Source organism: Paenibacillus sp. URB8-2, from assembly GCF_013393385.1.
GTDB lineage: Bacteria > Bacillota > Bacilli > Paenibacillales > Paenibacillaceae > Paenibacillus_AQ.
Window position 1 is genome coordinate 866970 of the sequence record NZ_AP023239.1, and the last position, 22647, is coordinate 889616.

15 protein-coding genes are annotated in these 22647 nt (G+C 49.8%); 11 read left to right on the top strand and 4 right to left on the bottom strand.

Annotated elements, in window-relative coordinates; all coding sequences use genetic code 11:
- Window positions 1-13 precede the first annotated feature (13 nt).
- On the top strand, window positions 14-2203 hold the full coding sequence (locus tag PUR_RS04040; RefSeq protein ID WP_179034136.1) for an alpha-galactosidase: 2190 nt from the start codon (window positions 14-16) through the stop codon (window positions 2201-2203).
- Between the two features lie 316 nt (window positions 2204-2519).
- Window positions 2520-3761, top strand: coding sequence for an MFS transporter (locus tag PUR_RS04045; protein ID WP_232101708.1), 1242 nt, complete (start codon window positions 2520-2522; stop codon window positions 3759-3761).
- Window positions 3762-3908: 147 nt separating this feature from the next.
- Here PUR_RS04045 and PUR_RS04050 read toward each other — a convergent pair whose 3' ends face one another.
- The 3 genes from PUR_RS04050 to PUR_RS04060 are packed head-to-tail and all read right to left on the bottom strand — an operon-like array spanning window position 3909 to window position 7715.
- Window positions 3909-4949: an ABC transporter ATP-binding protein gene (locus PUR_RS04050; RefSeq protein WP_179034137.1), complete on the bottom strand. Its 1041-nt coding sequence runs from the start codon at window positions 4947-4949 to the stop codon at window positions 3909-3911.
- On the bottom strand, window positions 4946-6703 hold the full coding sequence (locus PUR_RS04055; protein WP_179034138.1) for an ABC transporter permease: 1758 nt from the start codon (window positions 6701-6703) through the stop codon (window positions 4946-4948). Before PUR_RS04055 ends, PUR_RS04050 begins: the two co-directional genes overlap by 4 nt.
- Before the next feature lie 19 nt (window positions 6704-6722).
- The gene (locus PUR_RS04060; RefSeq protein ID WP_179037737.1) at window positions 6723-7715 is read right to left on the bottom strand and encodes an ABC transporter substrate-binding protein; all 993 of its coding nucleotides are present in this window, start codon (window positions 7713-7715) and stop codon (window positions 6723-6725) included.
- 378 nt (window positions 7716-8093) lie between these two features.
- Between PUR_RS04060 and PUR_RS04065 the strand changes: the two genes are divergently transcribed.
- The 9 genes from PUR_RS04065 to PUR_RS04105 all read left to right on the top strand — a co-directional run bounded on the left by PUR_RS04065 (window position 8094) and on the right by PUR_RS04105 (window position 20455).
- Window positions 8094-13232 (top strand): S-layer homology domain-containing protein, encoded by a 5139-nt coding sequence (locus PUR_RS04065; protein ID WP_232101709.1) that lies wholly within the window; start codon window positions 8094-8096, stop codon window positions 13230-13232.
- 176 nt (window positions 13233-13408) lie between these two features.
- Window positions 13409-14011: a class I SAM-dependent methyltransferase gene (locus PUR_RS04070; RefSeq protein ID WP_179034140.1), complete on the top strand. Its 603-nt coding sequence runs from the start codon at window positions 13409-13411 to the stop codon at window positions 14009-14011.
- Window positions 14012-14063: 52 nt separating this feature from the next.
- The gene (locus PUR_RS04075; RefSeq protein WP_179034141.1) at window positions 14064-14774 is read left to right on the top strand and encodes a nuclease-related domain-containing protein; all 711 of its coding nucleotides are present in this window, start codon (window positions 14064-14066) and stop codon (window positions 14772-14774) included.
- A 17-nt stretch (window positions 14775-14791) separates the two neighbouring features.
- Entirely contained in the window at window positions 14792-15367 is a 576-nt protein-coding gene (locus PUR_RS04080; RefSeq protein ID WP_179034142.1) for a class I SAM-dependent methyltransferase, read from the top strand.
- Window positions 15368-15575: 208 nt separating this feature from the next.
- Window positions 15576-16595: an HD-GYP domain-containing protein gene (locus PUR_RS04085; RefSeq protein ID WP_179034143.1), complete on the top strand. Its 1020-nt coding sequence runs from the start codon at window positions 15576-15578 to the stop codon at window positions 16593-16595.
- Between the two features lie 116 nt (window positions 16596-16711).
- A complete protein-coding gene (locus PUR_RS04090; RefSeq protein ID WP_179034144.1) occupies window positions 16712-17248 on the top strand; it encodes a YkvA family protein in 537 nt (178 codons plus the stop codon).
- Between the two features lie 151 nt (window positions 17249-17399).
- Window positions 17400-18986: a 23S rRNA (uracil(1939)-C(5))-methyltransferase RlmD gene (rlmD, locus tag PUR_RS04095; protein ID WP_179034145.1), complete on the top strand. Its 1587-nt coding sequence runs from the start codon at window positions 17400-17402 to the stop codon at window positions 18984-18986.
- A 23-nt stretch (window positions 18987-19009) separates the two neighbouring features.
- Window positions 19010-19588 (top strand): DUF4256 domain-containing protein, encoded by a 579-nt coding sequence (locus tag PUR_RS04100; protein WP_232101710.1) that lies wholly within the window; start codon window positions 19010-19012, stop codon window positions 19586-19588.
- A gap of 159 nt (window positions 19589-19747) precedes the next feature.
- Window positions 19748-20455 (top strand): DNA alkylation repair protein, encoded by a 708-nt coding sequence (locus PUR_RS04105; protein ID WP_179034147.1) that lies wholly within the window; start codon window positions 19748-19750, stop codon window positions 20453-20455.
- Window positions 20456-20553: 98 nt separating this feature from the next.
- Here PUR_RS04105 and PUR_RS04110 read toward each other — a convergent pair whose 3' ends face one another.
- On the bottom strand, window positions 20554-21999 hold the full coding sequence (locus PUR_RS04110; RefSeq protein ID WP_179034148.1) for a PQQ-dependent sugar dehydrogenase: 1446 nt from the start codon (window positions 21997-21999) through the stop codon (window positions 20554-20556).
- Window positions 22000-22647 lie beyond the last annotated feature (648 nt).

Below are 22647 nucleotides of genomic sequence, written 5' to 3' on the forward strand. Positions count from 1 at the left end.
AGTGATCTAGTCAATGGGAGTACAATTTGATGCAGAGAACAGACTCTTTCATTTGCAAGCCAAAGATACCAGTTATGTAATCGGCATTGTTCGGGATGAATACCTGCTGCACCTGTATTGGGGAAGAAAAATCGCCGTATATCATCATTCCAACCGGATTCAGCTGCTCGATCGGGGATTTTCTGGAAATCCGTATAAAGAAGACCGCGCTTTCTCGCTCGATACGCTTCCGCAGGAGTACCCTCAGTACGGAAATACCGATTACCGCAAGCCCGCCTATCAGGTTCAGCTGGAGAACGGATCGACAGTTTCCGATTTGCGCTACCGGTCGCATACTATTTTTAAAGGAAAACATGGGCTGGAAGGCCTTCCCTCCATTTACACAGAGGATGATCAGGAAGCGGAAACGCTTGAAATTGTCATGGAAGATCAAGTATCCGGATTGCAGGTGCTGTTAAGCTACACCGTGTTTGAGCAGTTCAATGTAATTACCAGATCCGTTCGCTTCGTGAATAAAGGGTCCGAGTCCCTGAAGCTGCTGAGAGCCTTAAGCTTAAGCGTGGATTTTCAGGATGCCGACTTCGATTTCCTTCATTTGTACGGGGCCCACGTGAAAGAGAGGCATATCGCAAGACAGCCGCTCAGACATGGAATCCAGTCCATTGAAAGCACAAGAGGCGCCAGCAGCCACCAGCATAACCCGTTCGTAGCCCTGCTGAGACAAGGCGCGAATGAAACCTCCGGCGAGGTCTATGCTTTTAACTTTGTGTACAGCGGAAATTTCCTGGCCCAGGCCGAAGTGGATCAATTCCGTAATACCAGAGTGACGATGGGGATTAATCCCTTCGACTTTAGCTGGAAGCTTGATCCCGGCGAAGAATTTCAGGCGCCCGAGGCAGTTATGGTCTACTCTTCGGAGGGCCTTGGGGAAATGTCGAGAACCTTCCATGATTTATACCGCACCCGGTTAACGAGAGGAAGCTACCGCGACAAAGAACGCCCTGTGCTGGTTAACAACTGGGAAGCGACTTATTTCGATTTCAACGCGGATAAAATACTCGATATTGCAAGCGCCGGCAAGGAACTCGGGATCGAGCTGTTTGTTCTTGACGATGGCTGGTTTGAAAAAAGAAATGGCGACAAGTCCTCGCTCGGCGACTGGTTCGTGGACCGCGACAAGCTGCCGGAAGGGCTGGACCATCTGGCAGAACGGGTAAATGAAATGGGGCTGCAGTTCGGGCTTTGGTTTGAGCCTGAAATGATCTCGGTGGATAGCGATTTATACCGTGAGCATCCGGATTGGTGTCTGCATGTGCCGAATCGTCCAAGGTCCGAGAGCCGCAATCAGCTCATTCTTGATTTTTCCCGGGAAGATGTATGTGAAGAAATTACCAAGAGGGTAAGCGCGATTCTGGAGACGGTTCCGGTGTCTTATGTGAAGTGGGATATGAACCGTCATATGACGGAGATCGGCTCCGCATCTCTGCCGGCGGACAGACAGAGAGAAACGGCGCATCGCTATATGCTTGGACTGTACAAAGTTATGGATGCGATCACCTCCTCTTTTCCCGAAGTGCTGTTTGAAAGCTGCTCCGGCGGGGGAGGAAGATTCGATCCCGGTATTCTCTACTACATGCCGCAGACGTGGACAAGCGATAACACAGACGCCGTTTCCCGTTTAAAAATCCAGTACGGCACAAGCCTCGTGTACCCGATTATTACAATGGGCTCCCATGTATCCGCAGTTCCGAATCACCAGGTTCACCGGATTACTTCGATGGAGATGCGGGGCGACGTGGCGATGTCCGGGAATTTGGGCTATGAGCTCGATTTGACTAAGCTTTCTGATGAGGAAAAAGAGACGGTCAAGCAGCAGGTAGCCAAGTACAAGGAGATCCGCAGGCTGATTCAATTCGGTGACTTCTACCGCTTGCTTAGCCCGTTTGAGGGCAATGAAACCGCATGGCTGTTCGCGGACAAAGAGAAGAAAGAAGTCATGGCCTTCTTCTTCAATGTGGTGGCCGAACCGGCGGCCCCGTTAAAATACCTGAAGCTGAACGGAATCGACGTGACCAAGAAATACCGTCTGGCGGGCACGGATGAGGTATACGGCGGAGACGAGCTTGCCTACGTCGGGTTGAGTGTTCCTGCTGAGGCGGAGCGGGATTTCCATAGTTACGTTTGGCATTTTACTGAAGCATAAATCGCATAGCGAAATCAATCTGCGGCCTTTCCCTTCTTGCGGGAGAGGCCGTTTCACTTTCATCAGATTGGGTAATTTAGTTAATAAATCAGTAAAATAATCGATAAAGTTATCCGTTTTTCTGATAATTCGCTTTATTGTCAAAAAAACCATTAACATTTTATAAAAAATGGGAAAAATCTAATTATTCTATTGAATGTATGCGTTATCTTTGGTATACTCGGTTTAGTAAATTAATCGACTAATTAACTAGTTAACTTTCGGAAAGTGTTTTACCTGGTAAGAAAAAAAAGAGCAAGTTAAGGAGGAAAATGAATTGAGAACGCTTAACAGAAATTATTGGATTTTTGGTGTTTTCTTTATGCTGTATTTCTTCATTTGGGCTGCTTCTACCATGTTTTTATCCTTATGGCTGACACAAGAGGGAGGCCTCAATTCCACCAAGACGGGTATTATCTTTTCGGCTATTTCCATCGCGGCGATGTGCTTTCAGCCTTTTTTCGGAATCGTGTCGGATAAGCTGGGACTCAAAAAGAGCCTGCTCTGGCTGTTTATTGGACTGCTGGTATTCATCGGGCCGTTCTTTGTCTACTTGTTTCCGGCTTTGCTGAAGACGAATATCATTCTGGCGGCTGTAATTGGCGGCGCTTACCTGGGAGCAATTTTCAATGGCGGCGTCGGCGCGATCGAAGCTTATATCGAAAGAGTCAGCCATTTGAACGGGTTTGAGTACGGACGGGTCAGAGTATTCGGGAACATTGGCGCCGCGGCAAGCACTTTTGTTACCGGGCATTTGTTTAATACCAATCCGGATCTCGTCTTCTGGATCGGTACAGGGATGGCGCTGCTGCTGGCTGTTGTGTTCTCCTTCGCCAAGATGGGGAACGCCCAGCCTAATGAAGCGCATGCGGGAAAAGAAACAGCACCGCCCAAAGGGTCAACCGCCGCTCTCTTCAAGAATAAGAAGTTCTGGATGTTTATGCTGTATGTGCTTGGAGTCGGCTGCGTGTACGATGTTTATGATCAGCAGTTTGCCGTATACTTCACCCATTTCTTTACCACACCGGAGGCGGGCACCAAGATGTTCGGCAATCTCGTAACCTTCCAAATCTTTTTGGAAGCGATTGTAATGATTCTGGCGCCGTTTATCATCAATAAAATCGGAGCGAAGAATGCGCTGTTATATGCCGGGTTCATCATGTCCTTCCGGATTCTGGGCTCCAGCCTGGCGGACGGACCGGTCGCGATCAGCTTGTTGAAATTAATGCACGCCCTGGAAGTTCCGATCCTGCTTGTGGCCATCTTCAAGTACATCTCGGCGAATTTCGATATGAGATTGTCGGCGACGATCTATCTGATCGGCTTCCAGTTCACGAAGCAGGTAGGAGCGATCTTCCTGTCGACCATCGCGGGGAATATGTATGATACGGTTGGATTTAAAAGCGCATACTTGCTGCTTGGCTCCATTGCTCTCATCTTTACCATGATTTCAATCTTTACATTATCCGGTAAAAAGTTGTTTGTTGTGAAAAATGTAAGCGCTCAAGAGGCGAGTTGAAAGAAAGACATGCGAGGCAATAGGAAGGTATAAAATGAAAGAACCCGGACAATCATTGTTCGGGTTCTTTGCTTTGCAGTGGAGGACATCTTTCGGCGAAAATGACTTTGAAGTTGCTGCAGCTATTCTATTTTTGCCGATTCAGCCTCACCCGACTTGCTGTTTGAGACTCAAGGTTACCTTATCGTATAACCGGAACGGCAGGGAGGAAATAACCTCCAGATGATCGGAGCCGCTACGGATATGATAGTGAAACTCACGGCCTTGGAACTGAATATTTACGATTTCTCCGCTTATTCCGGCTTGACTTTCCTGTGAAATAAGAAATTGATCGGGCCGGACCGGATAGATCCGATTGAGTTTAAAGCTGCTGCCCGCCCCTTCACCCGACCAGGAGGTATTGATGCTGTTTTCCGGAATAAACCGGTTGTTGATCCAGCGGCCTTTGACCAGATTGGCTTTCGAAACAAATTTGGCGACAAAAATGGTCTGCGGATGCAAATAAACCTCAGACGGAGTGCCGACCTGCTCAATCTTTCCATCCTTCATGACGATAATGCGGTCAGCCATAGCCAATGCCTCTCCCTGGTCATGGGTTACATATACAATCGATGAAGAGGTCCGGCGGTGAACATGCTGTATTTCACGGCGCATGTCCATGCGGAGCATGGCATCCAGGCTGCTGAGCGGTTCGTCCATGAGCAGCAGGGAAGGCTCCGAAGCAATGGCTCGCGCAATGGATACCCGCTGCTTCTGTCCGCCAGACAGCTCATGCGGCATACGGGAAGCAAGCGGGGCAAGACCAGCGAGATCAAGCACCTGCTCTACGCGTTCCCGCTCATTTCGTTTAATATGCTCGGGCGTTTCTTTATGCGCGCGAATCGGAAACCGGATATGCTCGGCTACGTTCATATGAGGCCATAAGGCGAAGGATTGAAAGACCATCCCGACTCTCCGTTTCTCCGGTGGCACCATGACGCCGCTGCCGGCAACAACGCGTCCATCGATGAGGATTTGCCCGGAGGTAGGCTGCTCAAATCCGGCCAGCATGCGCAGAAGTGTTGTTTTACCGCAGCCGGAAGGCCCTAGAATCGCCACAAACTCGCCTTCGCCAATGGTGAGATCGATGGAACGAACCGCTTCGAAGCTGCCGAACGATTTGCTGACTGCATTCAGTTCAATACTCATGTAATTGGCCCTCCTTGGCGCGAAGTCCATTTGTGGATGAGCAGCAGTACAGCTCCCCCCGCCCCGATGAGCGCGACGATCAGACTGGACAACGCGGTAGAATAAAGGGTATCCCCTGCCTGCTCAAAACTAAAAATCGTTACACCGATCGTCTGTGAGCCGGATGCGTACAGCAGCGCCGATACCGTGAGCTCCGTAAGCGCCGTAAGAAAGACCAGGATTCCTCCAGTCAGTAAACCCGGAAATACGAGCGGAAGCAGTATCGCTGTCCATCTTCGCCGGATGCCCGCTCCGGATACCCGGGCCGCCTCCTCTATGGAAGAATCAATCTGCATAAATGCAGTTACCCCCGAACGGATTTGCAGAATGAGGAACCTGCAGATATAAGCGATGAACAAGATCGACATGGTGCCGTAGATGCCGGGATTCCATCCGGGTATGGGCTCCATCCAGACGAGAATCATCGACAGAGCGAATACGATGCCCGGCAGAGTGTAGGGAACGGAAGCGGCAATTTCCACTGCTTTATTCAGGCCAGACGGCTTGCGGACACGAAGATAAGCGAATAAGGAGCCGGCAACGAGACAGACCAGCATGGTAACGAGTGAGAGTACAAGACTGTTCCGGATGGCCATCCACACCTGCGGATTCTCAAACAGAACGTAACGGTAGTTGTCGAAGGTTATATTGGAAGCCGTCAGGCCGAGGCCGTAGGCTCTCTTTAACGACATGGTTATCATTGAGGACAAAGGCACAACCGTTATCAGCAGCAAAAATATCCACAATGCGGCGGATACCGCTTTGCCGAATCTTCCAAGCGTGTAGCGCGGGACAAAGTCCGGTTGAACCGTATCCGACGCATGGTTTTTACGGAGCAGCATCCATTGAATCAAACTTCCCAACACCGCGGCTGCCCCAAGCAGTACGGAAAGGCAAGCGCCTCTAGCGAATGCCGATGGCCCGAATCCGATGATTTCTTCATAAATTAGCGTGCTAAGAACGGAAATATTCACTGGAGTTCCCAGAAAAGCCGGTATACCGAAGTTGTCCAGCGATGCAAGGAAGACCAGAAGACCGCCGGCGGTCAGACCCGGCAGCGCCAAAGGCAGCGTTATCCGGCAAAACGTTCTGAATGCTCCGGAACCTCCGGCTCTGGCCGCCCATTCCAGATCACGCGGGATTTTTCGGAACACTTCCAGCGTAAACATATAGACCAGCGGGAAGTGATGAATCCCCATAACGAAAATAATCCCGCCCATGCTGTACATGCTCCATGGAGCCAGTTCGGGATTAACCCATTGAAGAAGCTTGGCCGCCCAGCCCTGAGGCCCAATAAAAGAAGACCACGATAGGGTCAGTACATAAGAAGGCAAAATAAAGCACAATAAAATGGCCAGATGAAGCATTCTTTTTCGGCCGATATCCGTATAGGCGACCACCCAGGCGAACACGGTTCCGAGCAGCAGAGAAAGCGAAGTAGACCCTGCAACTACGGTGCCGGTATTGCGAAGCGTAGTCCAAAAACGTTCCTGATGCATCAGTTCGCGGTAATGCGCCAGCGTTAAGCCCGAATCGCTCTGGAAGCTGAGCAATATTAATTTGATAACCGGGAATACAAAGAGAAGCAGAACCGCCAGCATTCCCAGAAGCCCTGCGGCTCTGCTTCCCCGGAACCTGCGGAAAAACGGAGAAAGGATCTTTCGATCCTTTCCGTTTTGCGGTATGGAAATGGAATGCGGTCTTACTTCACTCATTTCAGTAGGCTCCAATCATTTATTTTCCGAACACGTCAATGAATTTCTGTTTGTCCGCTTCGCGTTCATCGGTCAGCTTGGCGAGGTCTCCGGAAATGATCTTCATCTCCGAAATGCTTTTTAGCCCTTCCGGAGCGGAAATTCCTTTGCGGATCGGAGAATATCCGATCTCTGCGGCAAGCTTCTGGCCGTCCTCGGAGAGGACGAAATCGACAAATGCCTGAGCTGCCGCCGTATTTTGCGCATCCTTCATAATGCCAATCGGCTCGGTAATAATCGGCACGCCCTCCTCCGGATAAGTCAGCTCCACAGGCGAGCCTTTGGCTTTTTCACGGGCAACCATGTAGTCGACGACCATACCGTAAGATTTTTCACCGCTGGCCACCGCCTTCATCACCGCTCCGTTGCCCTTGATGACGGCCATGCCGTTATCCTTCACGGCCTGCAGGAAATTCCATCCGAAGCCGTCAGTACGGCTGAATACGCCGATGTTATAGGCTGCCGCCCCCGAATAAAGCGGACTGGGCATGATTCCGGCATCCTTGGCTGCTGACTCCGTCAACACTTTCCACGAGGCAGGGGCAGTTTTCACCTTCCCGGTGTTGGTTGCAAGCACGGTCGCCATGACCTTCGTACCCGCATACATCCCGTCCGGGTCTGCCAGCTCGGCAGGGATTTGCCCAAGTTCCGGAGATTTGTACGCCTGCAGGAGATTCTGTCTCTTCAAGTTTTCGAAGGTGACCGAATCGGCGAGCAGCAGCACATCCGCCTGAATCTGGCCGGCCTGCTTCTCCGCTTGGAGCTTGGCCATCACTTCCTCGGTACCCGAACGATAGATCGCGACATTGACATCCGGATACTTCTTATTGAACGCAGCCGCGAGTTTGGTCGCATCCTCTTCAGGCTGTGAAGTATAGAAGGAGAGCTTCCCGGAAATTTTGGCACTGTTCTCACTGCCGTTCTCCACCGGCGAGGCCTGTCCTTTAGTGGAGCATCCGCTGAACACCAGCATGGCCGCCAGAGCGGAGAAGATTAAACCCTTCCTAACCGTTCTCAAAACTCATCTCTCCCTTTGTGTAATAATGATCCAGCCTAATTTGTTGGCAGCTTGTCGCGCCGCTGAAAAGAAATCCGAACAGTTACCATTGTGATTAATCTATGTTATTTGTGTGTCGGAATAATGTTAAAAGCCCATAAAAATGAGGAAGGCAATTTATGGTAATTGTTAGTTGTCTATTAAATTTACAATCTGATGATTTAGAAATAATAGAGTTTTTACAGTGTATTGTTACTTTAATAATTAGTGTTTGGAAAAAGGTGGGCATATGTTGGGCAGTTCATCATTGAAATACTATCAAGATTAATATGGAGAACGGAGAGTGCAAAGCCATTGAAAAGAAGAATGTTGAAAAAGCTGGCGTTACATGCGTCAATTGCCGGTTTGCTGTCTGGCTTGCTAACACCATACGGTGCGGGCAAGGTGAGTGCCAACGCGTTGGGGGAAGGGCTCGATTATACGAAAGTTCCCAAGCTGTTGATCACGGAGCTGGTGCCGGACAGTTCGAACGTTGCAGGTTCCGACGCTTATGAATTCATTGAAGTCTACAACAATTCAAGCCGGCCGGTTTCGCTGAAGGATTACAGTCTGGATTACCACTATCTGAATGCGAGCGGCTCAGATGTTGATGCGGTCTGGTCGTTGACTTCATTGGCCGACAATCCGGTAATCCCATCCAAACAATCGGTTGTGTTATGGGTGATGAACAGCGTAAATACGGGGCTTACCGCCGCCGATTTTAACGGCAATTACGGTACCTCGCTGGTTGAAGGAGGAAACCTGTTCCGTGTTTCAGGTGGAAATGGCATGCACAACAGCGCCGTACGGGATTTTTTTCTTAAAGACAGCTACGGGAAGGTCGTCGTTTCGGCGTCCTATCAGAATGATGATCAGACTAAGCCGGACAAAGGAATTTTTTATGCCTATCCGATGGGCGGAAGTACGGCTATGACGATGGTGGGAACGGGCGATTATGCGGCCGGACTGCATGGGGCGACGCCGGGAACGGTTGAAAGCCAATTTATGCCGGAACGCACATCCGATGATTCCGCCACTGAACTTGCCATTCAGCACGTCCCCGTTACTGAAGCTATCGATGACATCGATCTGAAGCTTACGGCCGGTGTGACGGCCAATGTATACGGCGACCCGACGAACGTAACCGCGGCCGTATACTACAAGCTGGACTCCGAGGCTGCGTATACCCGGCTTCCGATGAGCATTAACGCGGAGAGATCGGCGAACGATAATTTTGCTTTTGAGGCTTCGATTCCGAAGGAACGGCTGACGGAGGACAAGCTGCAGTATTACATAGAGGCTAACGACGGATGGGTCACGAAGAAGACCGAAGTCTACACCGTCCAGGTTAAAGTGCTCGACTTCGATCCGGCCAAGGTGCCTCCGCTGCTGGTCACCGAGCTGACTCCGAATACGACCAATGTCAACGGCGCGGACGGGTACGAATTTATCGAAATCTATAACAATACGGACAAGACCATCAATCTGAAGGATTACAAAATTTATTACCGGTACACGGACTCGGGACCGGATGCGGATCTCGTCTGGCGGACCGACCGGGAAGAGATGATGATTGGCCCGGGCAAGACGCTTGTCTTTTGGGTCATTAACAACGGCAATGGAAGCAAGAAGGTCGCCGACTTCAACGCGAATTTCCATACCCATCTGACAGAAAATCAGGATATCTATAAAATCTATTCGGACGGTATGGCCAATGGCTCCAAGCGCGGTGTAGCGATCGGCACCAACACGCATGCGGATATATCCGCAGCGTACTACGACGGAGCTTTGACCAATGAAACGCCCGATAACAAGGGGATTCAGTATAAGTATCCGGCCAACGGCAGCACGAACATGATTAAGTTGAGCTCCGGAACGGAACAAGCGTCCCCGGGCAGCGTTAATCCGGCTCAAGTGCCTCAAATCCTGGTATCGGTACCGGATGACAACGAGCCGCCGACGATTGCGGATATGACGGGAACGAGCAGCATCGACCAGTCTCAGAACCTTGCGATCGTGGGCGACGCCGGGGATAATCAAAGCGTCAAATCGGTGAAGCTCTATTATAAATCGGACCAGCTGAGTGAATATTCCAGCCGCTACCTGTACGTGGATTACAATGACACAATGTATCATTTTACCCTCTATTCTCCGGACTTGATCGGCAAGTCCTCCGTGCAATACTATTACGTGGTATCGGACGGAACACAGGAGGTCACCTCGGATATTTATAAAGTAAATATCACCGGCGGGCCGGACCGGAGTGCGCTTCGGCTCAATATCAAGGACGGCGATTTGATCCGCGGAACCAAGACGGTCAAGGGAACAGCGGAGCAGGCCGGGCCGGATACCCTTCGGCTTGACATCGACGGCAAGCCGCTGACAAGCGGAACGTATCATGCAGCCGAGAAGGACGCGTTCTTTGCTTTTGACGCCAATTCGGTCAACTATTATTTCAAGAACGGCGTAACGATCGGCAATGAAATTTTATATACGTTCATGGACCCGATCAACGCCTATACAACACTCTCCGTGCCGATTGCCGATACCCGGTTGAAGGCGGGCGACAATGTGATCTCGGTCCGCGCGGGAACGAAATCCTCGCCTTTCGATGATCGTCCGGAAGAGAATAAAGATGATTTTACCGTGAAGAATATCCGGCTTGTTTTTGCGGATGGAACGGTTGTTTATGATCCGGGATACGCAAATCCGGTTAAAGAAATCAAAATGGGAGACAGCGCAGGGAGATTCCCGGTTGTTGATTTCCATTTCAATCTGCCGGATGAACAGCTCAAATCCAAAGCCTATGACTGGGATACGACCAAGCTGCCGGATGGTCCGCATCAAGTAGCCGTGCAGAGCGCCGAATATGGGCAAAAGACCGTTGATATTACGGTAGATAATACAGCTCCAGCCATTGTTGCGAGTGTCGAGGAAGGCAAAACGTATCGCGGCGAATTTACGCTGAACGCCAAAATCACGGATGCCCTCGCGGGCGTCGAATCTTCGGAAGCGGCTCTGGACGGGGAAACGATCGAACTGCCCTATGCAACCTCTTCGTCCAAGCTGAAACCGGGCAATCACACCTTGACCATTAAGGCGGCCGACAAAATCGGCAATGCCGCGGACAAGAACATTACCTTCAATGTACCCAATGAAAATCCGCTGAAGCCGGATCTTGTATTTCCTGCCAATGAGCAGTCCGGCGCCGCAGGCGACCTGACGGTTAAGGTGCAGGACCCGACGGGCGATCCAATGAAGGTGAGCTTTTATAAAGGCTATCTCTTCGATGCTTCGCATCAAGCCGGATTCATGGCTTACAAGAACGCATCGGAGGTGGAGCCTCCAGGGATGCTGAAGCCGGAAGGCGAGCAGGCCTTTACGCAGGAAGAGTACAGCCTGATCGGCACCGCCGACGAGCAATATCTCAATAACGATTCCGACGAGAAATTCCCATATCACCGGTTTGAGGTGAAGCTTGATCCTTCCGTCAAAGCCACGGATTCGGTGGTGATCGATTGGCAGGGTAAATCGCTGGGAGGACGCCAGGTCAGCATGTATGCCTGGAGCCCGGCATCGAAGGTGTGGAACAAGCTGGACGGAAGGGTTGCCGGGAATGAGGATTTCACGTTAACCGCGGAAGTGCCGGCAGGCGACTATGCGGTGGATGGAACGATTCATGTCATTGTTCAGGACCAAATTCCGGTTAGCCAGGACCCTTACGATTTCAGCTTTGTCTGGATGTCGGATACGCAGTATTACTCTGAGAGTTATCCTGAAATATATAGAGGCAATGTGAAGTGGATTGTGGACCATAAAGATGATATGAACATCAAATATGTAATTCATACCGGAGACGTCGTCGACGAGGCCGATAAGGAATATCAATGGCAGGAAGCCGACAAGGATATGAAGGTTTTGGAGGATGCCAAAGTTCCTTATGGGGTGCTTGCAGGCAACCATGATGTATCGCATCAGAATTCGGATTACACTAAATTTTACCAATATTTCGGGGATCAGCGTTTCAAGAGCCAGCCTACCTTTGGCGGTTCCTATCTCAATAACAGGGGCCACTACGATCTGATTTCGGCAGGCGGGAATGATTTTGTCGTTGTCTATATGGGCTGGGATATCCGCGACGAAGACATTCAATGGGTGGATGAGGTTGTAAAAAAATTCCCGGACCGCAAGGCGATCCTCAATTTCCACGAGTATCTGCTTGTATCCGGGAACCGTGCTCCGATTGCGGACAAGATTTATGAACGTGTCGTTGTGCCTAACCCGAATGTCATCGCAGTGCTGAGCGGACATTATCACGACGCCGAAGAATTAGTCGATCAAATTGATGACAACGGCGACGGCGTGGCGGACCGCAAGGTGTACCAAATGCTGGCCGACTATCAAGGAGCTGAAATGGGCGGCCTCGGCTATATCCGGCTGCTGCAGTTCGATGTCAAGAACAACAAGATTCATGTGAAGACCTACTCGCCTTATCTGGACGATTATAATTTCTATGAACCCGGTGAACATCCGGGCAAGGATGAATTCGATCTGGATGTGGACCTTCAGCCGATGAAGAAAAGGGTGGCCACCGACTATTTCGGTGTGAAGGTGTACACCGGCGAACAGATTGACGAAAAGACTGGCGTAGCCAGCGGCAGTAACGCGAGCATACATTGGGAAGGCTTAAAGGCAGGAGGCTACTATCAATGGTATGCAGTCGCTCAAGACGCATACAGCGGTTCGGCCCGCTCCGACATTTGGGGATTCACGGCCGGCAAAGTCTCGGAGGCACCGGTGCCGACCCAAACGCCGGCAGCTGCCTTGCCTGCTCCGACGCCTACGCCTACGCCAACACCGACGCCGAGCGCAACTCCGGCGCCGACTGTTCCTCCAACGGCTGTTCCATTCAATGACGTAGGCAGTAAATACGATTGGGCCAAGGAAGCAATTGATACACTTACGGAGAAAGGTATCTTTAAAGGAACTTCGGATACAACCTTTGACCCGGCCAAAAACATGACGAGAGCCGACTTCATGGTGCTGCTGGTCCGGATGCTTGATCTGAAGGCCGATTTCAATTCCAACTTCAGCGATGTTCGCGCTACCGATTATTATTATGAAGCTGCGGGCATTGTACGGCAGCTTGGCATCGCCACCGGTGTGGGCGGAGGAAAGTTTAATCCTAAAGAGGCCATTTCAAGACAGGATCTGATGGTGCTGCTGATGCGTGCCCTGGAGGTAAACGGCAAGCTGAAGCTGTCGGGAACTGAAACCGATCTTAGCCGGTTCCGGGATAAATCACAGGTGGCTTCTTACGCCAAGGATGCTGTGGCCGCTATGATTAATGCCGGAATCGTACAAGGAAGCGGTTCGGGCTTGAACCCTGCCGGTACTGCAACAAGAGCGGAAACCGCACAAATCCTCTACCGGGTATACAATAAAGTGAAGTAACATCTGGAATATCACTACTTCTGCAAAAAGAAAGCCATGCTGCGCAGCCGCTTCCCGCCTTGGGGAGCGGCTGTTTCATTCGACACCGGATGGAGAGGTTAAGCTAGAAGTTCATTGAATATATCACTGTCTTTCAGTAATGTTATTTATATACAAAACAGGGGAGGACGTCCGAATTGCAATCCATAACTCCACAAGCTTACTGGAATCAAGTGTTTAATCGGATACAAGGTAAAGAGTTTGAGAATGCTTCATCCTGGCTGCGGAGGTACCAACCGTATCTTAATGAGATACATGGTAAGCCGGTTCTCGAAATCGGCTGTGGAAGCGGAAGCGATACGCGGGTTCTTGTGGAAGATGGCTATCAAGTGACCGCCACCGACTTCTCGCAAGCGGCACTTGCCCTAGTCAGGGATAAGCTGCCGGAAGCGACCCTTGTCTTGCATGACACACGGTACCCGTTTCCTTTTGCGGACAAGTCCTTTGATGCGGTTATTTCGAGTCTGTCCTTGCACTATTTTAAAAAGGATTCGATGACCCGGATCATCGGAGAAATCGGACGTATGCTGCAGCCTGGAGGTTTGTTTTTCGTTCGCCTGAACTCGGTTAACGATACCGAAGCGCCGAAACAGCATCCGATTGAACGTTATTATTACAGCCTGGAATCCTGCAGAGAACTGTTTACGGATTGGAATGAAAGGAGTCTGCAGGAAGTTATCGAGGATTACCATGGAAAACCGAAAGTAATAATTGAAGGAATGTTCGAGCAAGTCCGTTAATTTTAGTTCAGTATGGAAGGTGACGGTATTTTTTTAAAGGAGAGTCATCGACATGTTAAGCAAGCTGCTGGCGTTATTTAAACAAGATCAGCCCCGGAAGAGACAGGGGAACACCAACGTTTCGAAGAAAAACGCTCCAACCAAAACACACTCAGGAAAAGTTGAATCCACGCGCATAGGAGAACTGGGCGAGCATAAAATTAACATTCAACTCGATCAGTTGCCCAAGGACTGCAGGCATTTAAGCGATCTCCTGCTGCCGAATCACAAATCCGGGAGAGGGTACTCCCAAATTGACCACTTTGTCATTTCGCCGTACGGATTATTTGTCATCGAAACCAAGAATTATAACGGCGAAATCAAGGGCGGGCGCAAAGATAAATATTGGAGCGTCAGCAACCGTTATAAAATGTATAATCCTCTAATGCAAAATTATGGACACATCAAGGCACTTGAAGCTCATTTAGGCGAATTTATAGCGGCCAAATATATTTCGATGATTTCTTTTACGATGAGATGCCGATTTAGCATCGATCCGGAGCTCCGCAAGATCGGTTCGGATGAGCTTATTGTTTACGATGTGGAATTATACGATTTTCTTCAGCGAAAAATAGCCCGATTAAAATCGGAGCTTTCCACACCGATCTTCACACCTGAACATGTGGATGCCATCCACGCAAAAGTGAATGCCTTGAACATTACAGATCCCAAAGCCAGAGCGGAGCATGTTCGGCTTGTTCAAGGGAGGAAATATAACGGATAACAAGGAAAGGAGCCGCCATGAACGATCACAAGAAGGAACTTGAGGGACTTAAGCGGCTGGAATCGCAGGAGCGGTTAGGCGGAATGCCTCCGGAACGGCTGCTCGACCTTGCAGGGGTAAGGAACCATGACGATGTGCTGGATATCGGCGCGGGTGGAGGCTATTTTACCTTCTCTGCCGCGGGGCGGACGAAGGGGCGTGTGTATGCGGTAGATTCTTCGTCTGTGATGCTCGATGTGCTGCGCAGCCGGGCTCGTGATTTGGAAAAAGCCAATGTTGAGGTAGCAGAAGGCTCGGCGGAGCATCTTCCGCTGGCGGATGGCTCGGTCGATGTGGCTATCGCGTCGCTTCTTTTGCATATTTTGCAGTCTCCCGAAGAAGGGATACGGGAAATGTGCCGGGTCCTGAAGCCCGGTGGCAGAGGACTTGTCGTGGAGTGGCTGCATCCCCGGGAAGACGGCAAGCCGGGCCACCGTATCCCCCTTGAGACGATGAAGCTTTATTTGGATGCCTGTGGTGCGGAAAGGGTCCATGAGGATATCTGGACAGATACGTACTATTCGATTGTATTTCAGAAGGGTTCCCGCAAGTGAATGCGGTAAGCAGTAATTCCGTAATTTTTCCATAAACGTATTGGCAGGTACGAGATTTACCTGTATCGTAAAGAAGGATGCTTGATTTCCTTAACTTGGATTTTTATAAACGAATGCATAATAGTTCCAAGAATCTACTGCCCAGCAAGTCAGGCCATCAGTGTCAATGTTACTTGTACGCGTTTGGCAGAAAACGGAGTTGATGAAGATGTCTTTCGAACATTTGTCGGGTAAAAAAGTGAAATTTGACATTGTGAACAAAAATGGCGCGGTATTGGTGCCTGCCGACTCGGTCCTCAATCCGGCTACTCTCCGTTTACTTCAGCAGCATGAAATCAACCCCTTCGATGTCGTCGTACAAGCTGTAAAAGAGGAGCAGCATACACCTGACTCTCCTTCAAAGTTGATCCAAGAGGCTGCTCATTATTCCAAATATTTATTTGACCGGCTTAATTTCGACCGCAAGGTGCCCCTAATCGAAATCAAGAACCAGTTTATCCCCGTGGTGCGCCAAATCTCCAGGCACCCTGATCTATTTGAACTGTTCGAGTCCGTTAAAGCCAAGGATGAATACACGCATCAGCATAATATCGGCGTAGGCGTGCTATCCACGATGATTGGGCAGTGGCTGAATCTGGAGGAATCGGAACTGGCATTGCTGTCGCTGGCGGCCACCCTTCACGATATTGGCAAGGTTAGGATTCCACAAGAGCTTCTGCTGAGGCCCGGAAAGCTGACAAAAGAAGAGTTCGATGAAATGAAGCGGCATACCATCTACGGATATGAAATACTCAAAGGCACCATCGGGTTAAGTCCGCGTGTCATGCTTGTCGCGTTGCAGCATCATGAACGGCTGGACGGCTCCGGGTATCCTTTGCATTTGAAAAAAGGGGAGATCGATTTTTTCAGCCAGATCGTCGCGGTTGCGGATGTGTTCCACGCGATTTCGTCCAAGCGGCCGCACCAGGATTCCATGCCTTTTTATCATGTCGTAACCCTGATGCGTCAAGGCTCGTTTGGAGAACTGAATCCGGAAATCGTCTCGCTTCTTCTGGATAAATTCATTTATGCCATGCTGGGAAGACAAGTGCTGCTTTCAGACGGCCGTGTGGCGGAAGTGATTCATATTAACTCTTTTGACGACTTGCATCCCCTGGTTAAGATTGATGATTCCCTGCTTGATCTTAGCCGGAACCGGGACATTCAAATCGTACAAATCCTGGGATGAGGAATCAGCGGGGCGAATAATGGGTGATAGATAATGAGCGCGTAAATCCGCAATTGCCGCAGGGCGGCGGAAAAGCGCGCGGCTCAACCTTTTGGGAAAGGAGCATCTGTTGCGCCATGATCAAGACATTGGAATGTCCATACTGCGGACAGTTGAATAATGTGGAGACGGATCGGTTCGGCGAAGCTCTATGCGGGGCGTGCAAGCGCAGCTTCGGCAGCGCAGCTCTGCCGCCGTCATCATCCATTGCGGAGATTGCTTCCGGTTCGGAGAACGCTTCGGAGACTCCCGGGAAGGCGGCGCCGGATATCGGCCGCTGGCTCTCCAGGATTGGCGGCGAGGCCAAGCAAGAGGAGTATGTGAAGCAAGGCTTTTTGCAGAAGATCAAGAAGAATGCGGCGAAAATCCCCTTTGCGGGTGAGGCGGTTGCCATGTACTATTGCGCGATGGACCGGCAGACTCCGATTACGGCCAAGCTTACGGCAATCGGAGCGCTTGCCTACATTGTTCTTCCGGTTGATATCATTCCGGACTTCATCGCCGTATTGGGATTCACGGACGACGCGGCCGCGTTCTGGGCGGCTTATAAAAGCATCAGCATGCATGTGAAAGACGAACACCGCGAGAAGGCAAGGGAATGGTTCGAACAGTGAAAAATATGAAAGTGTATACGGGAAACGGCTGCCGTTCTTGGGAAGAGGCGCAGCCGTTTCTTTCTGCATACGGCGCCTGCCTTGGCGATGGCTTTCCTTCAAGCATCATGGTATAGTGGACACGAAAAAGCGAAGAGGATGGAGAACCTTCATGAATGAACACAAGCGTCCCTCCAAGGGAACATCATCATATAAGGAACAGCCGGGGGGCGTACGCGCCGGGTCCGGTAAAGACCGCATGAGAAGTGATAAGGGCCGTGCCGTAACGGGTAAAGCACAGGAAGAGCGAAGCCGGCGGCAGAATCCGGACAAGCTCTTTGCCGGACGCAAGCAGGCAGGGGATTCCCGGCCAGCTGCAGCCACGGGACGGGAGCATGCCGAGGAGCTTCGCCCCGGGGATCGTATCGTTGTAACGGTCAAGCGGCTCGGCATTAACGGCGAAGGCATCGGATATTACCGGCGCAAGGCCGTGTTTATTGACGGGGCGCTGCCGGATGAAGTAGTGAAAGCCGAGGTAACGCAGCTTCAGCCGAAGTTCATCAAGGCCCGGCTGCTGGAGGTGGAGAAAAGGTCTCCCGACCGGATCGAACCTCCTTGCCCGGTATTCGGAATCTGCGGCGGCTGCCAGATTCAGCATATCTCCTACGAAGGCCAGCTTCGGGCCAAGACGGAGCTCGTTCGCGAGGCGTTCTCACGCTATGCCGGTCTGGAAGAAGTCAAAATCAAACCGATGCTCGGAATGGAACATCCCTGGGATTACCGCAATAAGGCTCAGCTTCAATTGAAGCGGAAGGGGAATGAAGTCATCGCCGGTCTATATGAGGCGGGAAGCCACGATATTGTCGACATCAGCGGCTGTCCAATTCAGCATCCGCAGGTCAACAGCGCGGTGGAGAAAGTAAAATCCGTACTGGAAGAGATGCGGATTCCGCTGCATAAGGAGAACGGCGCCAAAGACGGCGTGCGGACCATCGTGGTCCGGCACGGATTTCAGTCCGGCCATCTGCAGGTGACGCTTGTCGCGGCCAGCGCCAGACTGCCCCGCCAGGACGACCTGATCCGCCTTCTTCGCTTAACGCTGCCGGAAGTAACCGGCATCGCCCTGAATGTCAATCCGAAGAAGACCCCGCTAATCTTCGGAGAGCGGACGATTACCTTGTGGGGCGAAGACACGATGGAAGAATCGCTGGGTGATTTGCAATTTTCGCTGTCGCCGCGCGCCTTCTTCCAGCTGAATCCGCAGCAGACGGTCAAGCTGTACGAATCGGTGCGCGCGGCTGCCGGGCTGACCGGCAGGGAGACGGTAGTCGATGCCTACTGCGGCACCGGTACGATCGGGCTATGGCTTGCGCCGTATGCCAAAGTAGTGCGCGGCATCGAGACGATCCCGGAAGCGGTGGAGGATGCGAAGCAGAATGCGGCCCGCAATGGCCGCGCCAACGTCAGCTTCCATACCGGAGCCGCCGAGGAGCTGCTGCCGCGCTGGGCCAAGGCCGGTCTGACCCCGGACGTCATCGTCGCCGATCCTCCCCGGACGGGGCTTGACCCCCGGTTTCTGGAGGCGGTGCTGCGCACCAAGCCGAACCGGTTCGTCTATGTCTCCTGCAACCCTTCGACCTTGGCGAAGGACTGCAAGGTGCTGCTGGACGGCGGCTATGCCATCCAGTGGGTCCAGCCTGTCGATATGTTCCCGCAGACGAGCCATGTGGAGTGCTGTGTGTTGCTGGTGAGGGAGTAGCATATTTGAAGGGAGAAATTAATATGACAACGAGTCCCATGAGCAGTAACAAGGAGTTATCTCCGGAACAACATGAAGGACTACTCAAAATATTGAAAGCACGTTTTGAGAAAAACATGAACCGCCATCAAGGTCTTGAATGGGCTAATGTACAAGCAAAGCTCGAAGCTCAAACAGATAAATTATGGTCGCTCTATGAAATGGAGAGAACTGGCGGCGAACCGGATGTCGTTGGTCATGACAATAAGACGGACGATTACATTTTTTACGATTGTTCAGCGGAAAGTCCTAAGGGTCGCAGAAGTGTTTGTTACGACCGTGAAGCGCTGGAGTCACGGAAAGAACATAAGCCGCAAAACAATGCGATAGAAATGGCAGCTGCCATGGATATTGAACTTTTAACAGAAGAACAATACCGGGAGCTGCAGAAACTTGGAAACTTCGATTTGAAAACTTCGAGCTGGGTGAAAACACCCGCTAGTATTAGAAAACTCGGCGGGGCCATCTTTTGCGATCGTCGCTATGACACTGTCTTCATGTACCACAATGGAGCAGAATCCTATTATGCTGCTAGAGGGTTCCGTGGCTCGCTAAGGGTCTAAATACTGGTGGATGCTGTTAAGCAATCGAATACTGCCACATCGGGAGTTGTCTATATTGTGTTATCCACAAATGTGGAGTGCTGCACACTGTTGGTTTGGAACGGGAAGTAAAGATGTCTTGCTTGCTTTCTGCCTAAAGTTAGGAGGTAGTGTCAAACCATGAATTTAGAAGTAGTCATGCAGGAGCTTGAAGCTCTCGGCAAGGAACGACTCAAAAAAATGTACTTGTCCAATGGAGCGCACGAACCGCTTTTTGGCGTGGCGACAGGCGCTATGAAGCCTATAGCCAGGAAAATCAAAATCAATCAACCTTTGGCTGAGCAGCTTTACGCCACAGGCAACTACGACGCCATGTACTTTGCTGGCATCATTGCGGATCCGAAAGCGATGACCGAGGCGGATTTTGAGCGTTGGATGGATGGGGCTTATTTTTACATGCTGTCCGATTTCGTGGTTGCGGTAACCTTGGCGGAAACTGGTATTGCGCAAGAAGTTGCCGATAAATGGATCGCAAGCGGCGAAGAGCTAAGAATGTCAGCGGGATGGAGTTGTTATTGCTGGCTTTTGGGCAGTCGGCCGGACGCTCAGTTTGCCGAAAGCAAAATCGCTAACATGCTGGAGATTGTGGGAAAGACGATCCACGATTCTCCCGAACGAACGAAATCTTCGATGAATAATTTTATGTACACAGTAGGGGTATCCTATCTGCCGCTCCATGATAAGGCGGTCGAGACCGCTAAGGCAGTAGGCCCAGTAGAAGTTAAACGGGACAAGAAGAAAAGCAGTATCTTGCTCGCTTCCGAAAGTATTCAAAAGGCGGTAGAAAAAGGGCAGCTTGGTTTCAAACGCAAGCATGTAAGATGTTAATCGCTTTGCATGAGTACAATCATATTTATATGTTCCCACAGACAAGGGAAGGCACGAGAGAGCAGGATTGCTCTCTCGTTTATTTTATATTTTATGAATCATGGAACAATTTCAAAAATAGTACCTTGGTTTAAATCAGTCACGTTCATAGAGCCATAAACCCCTAAATATAGTCTGGTTTGATCCAGATTCGTTCCCAAACTAGCATAATAAGCTGATTGAGACCCAAAATTATAATCGGTTTCAATAACACTAAAATCACTTAGTTTACAATCTGGTCTTACCCTGGTATAAGCTAAAACCCCTCGATTCGGAGGTTGAGATTCTTCATTCCGGGCAAAATCGGTAAACACAACGCTTCCAGTTAAATTGGGAATTCCATTTCCCATATATGACTGGACTCCCGTAAGTGCAGTTCCTCCAAACTTATCCGGCCTTGGATCTTTATGAAAATAACTAGTTAGAGGCTGAATACGCTGCACTGAAGTTTTTACTGCATCATTGTAATAGGCAATTGTTTTCTCTTCTAAAGTTGGATTTGCAGAGCAGCCGGTTATAATCGAAGTGGGAAAAGCACCTTCCCACCCTCGCCAGCCAAAATTAATAAATCCTTCTTGGTCAGGTTCAGATTTCATTAAAGAAGCTTGAATAAGCTGAGGAACCGGTATTGATTTATAATGAACGAATGAAAAAATCGACTCTACCAGATCCTGTCCGACAATTCCTACATATTTGATATACTGGTTATAAAACCTTTGAAATGAAATGCCCGGTATATTGCGAACCCCTTTGGCAATTACCGTAAGCGTTTCCTGAATAGGTGCGGGAAGTTCATTAAAACGTGTGACTACCGGTGGATTATTGATATATGTATTCTTAGCTACATCAATTTCAATTATTTTACCGGCGATTTCCATATCATCCTGGCTTAAATTAAATGGATCATAGCCTGATCCACCATCTCCGGTTGTTAAAACAAGTTTTCTTGTTTCAGGTGAAAAGTTCAGGCTATTGACACCATTATGATTAAAAAATGGTCTTCTTAAATGAAGTAATGTCCGCCGTTTTTGAGGTTGACCATTCGATTGTAAAATCCATTCTTCAACTGTATCAATATGATCATATTGAATTTCTCTATTTATCCACTTTAAGTTTAAGGTTCTGGGGTCACACGGGTTAGGCTTGAAAAATTCAGGAAGACCTTGTCTTGAAACTTCTGAACTAGGAAGAGCACCTGGACCTTGTGTTCCAACTACTGAATAATGAAGATAAAACAGACCGTTATAATAAAATTCGGGATGAAACGCTAGCCCTAGCAATCCCCGTTCATCATATCTACCACCAGAAAAACCTAGTTTTATGATTCGCGGGCGAATATCTAAAAAAGTCCTTATAACTCCGTTTCTAATGTAAAAGATCTCTCCTACCTGTGTTGCAATAAATAATCTTTCCATTGAGTCACCCGGAAGTATAGCTGTTTTCAAAACAGTAGGTAAATTTATCTTACCAACAATGGGCCGTAAACTAACTTTAACTTTTGTCAACTAACTTAACCTCCTTCTTATGGTTTTCTTTTATAAAAATATGATTAGGACTGTTCTATTAGTACCAAATCAGTTGCATGCCTAACAGACCCGAGGAGGTGGCTATATCGTACCCGTGTCTGTGTTGCAGTTCGCTGTTTTTTGGCCTCACTGATAAAGACAAAAACTATTGCATAAGGCCGATTTTTGTGTCTTCCGTTTTCATGGCGGAGCTTTTTTGCACAAGCCGCGGCATACGGCAGCATGATAGATTCATAACTCCATCCGTGATAGCCACACAACACATGTGGAGTGCTCAGTGTTACTTAAATGGAAAGGGGCTTCCGATTAAGCCCCCTGAAATAAATCGCCCAATCCCTGAGGGTGGGCGATATTATAATGAATCTTGATAGAGCCATCTTGATGGGCTTCTATCTTTTCAATTACCTGATGGAGCAATTGTTTTTAGAACTTGCTCATCCTCAATGTCAAGCTGTGCAAACAACGCAATTTGCTTCTGAAAGGCACGGAATTGCTCTTCCGTGACGTTACTGCCTATCAGTGCTCAAAATTGTAAGGGTGGACAGCCGGGCGGAAATAACAATCGATCCCAAGGAAAATATTATCATCGAAGCCAATCGTACTTTATAATCAGGGAGGTTTCGGTGT